Origin of the sequence: Rhodopirellula sp. UBA1907 (assembly GCF_002337565.1) — a bacterium.
GTDB lineage: Bacteria > Planctomycetota > Planctomycetia > Pirellulales > Pirellulaceae > Rhodopirellula > Rhodopirellula europaea.
Map to the genome: position 1 here is coordinate 5,894 of NZ_DDGH01000096.1, position 811 is coordinate 6,704.

At 59.9% G+C, this 811-nt stretch carries 1 protein-coding gene; it reads right to left on the reverse strand.

The window, feature by feature from the left end; genetic code table 11:
• Positions 1-644 (reverse strand): UxaA family hydrolase (locus B2R17_RS22925; protein WP_286765840.1); only part of this gene is annotated, 644 nt, incomplete at its 3' end.
• Positions 645-811: the final 167 nt, after the last annotated feature.

Below are 811 nucleotides of genomic sequence, written 5' to 3' on the forward strand. Positions count from 1 at the left end.
TAGCGAAGCGCGCAGCCGGTCGTGTGCGTTCCGATCGCGATTCCATCCACGTTGGGGAATTCCGCCAAGCGTTCGGGAGGAAACCGGGCCGCGACATGGTGGCAAACCGTCGCACTGCAATTCACGCGAGCCAGAATCTGAACGTAATTTCGCGTGCCGACCTGGCCGTCTGGTCGCACGAATCCTTGCCAAGTTTTCTCGGCGGGAACGGTTGGCTTTTTCGCGGGAGCGGATTTTGAGAAAGCGGTTCCGACCAGCGACCGCCAATCCGAATCGACTTGATGAGCGTCAACCAAATTGTGCGAGTGCACGTGTTCACCGACGCCGATGTCGCAGGAAGCTTTGCCGATCGGCTGGCCAAATTTGATCACCAATTCGCCGGCGGGAATCGCTTGAGCGGCGACTTTGTGTCCGGCGGGAACGGCGGACCCTGCGATGCGGAGGTTGCCGATCGTTTCGCCTGCCACCAAGGCCCGGGCGGCCATCCAAACGTTGTCGCCATCATGCAGTCGGACCACGCCGTGGTCGGTTCCGTTGGACCCGCCGCCGTCCGAATCATTCATCGTTGGACCGGCTGCTCCGGGACCTTCCGCGTCGGCATTGGGATTTGGCGTGGAGGCGGATTGTGGGTCGGTGCCAGTCATCTATTGAGCGGTGGTGGTTGGAATTTTCCGAGCTGCTACCATTTTCACTTCTGGGCAGTCTGACAGACCCCGGACTCGCTCGCCATCATGGCGAGGAGACGTACCTTCGCATTCCTTTCGCTTGCCAACTGGGCTGAACCCCCGATGAAAATTCACGAGTATCAAGG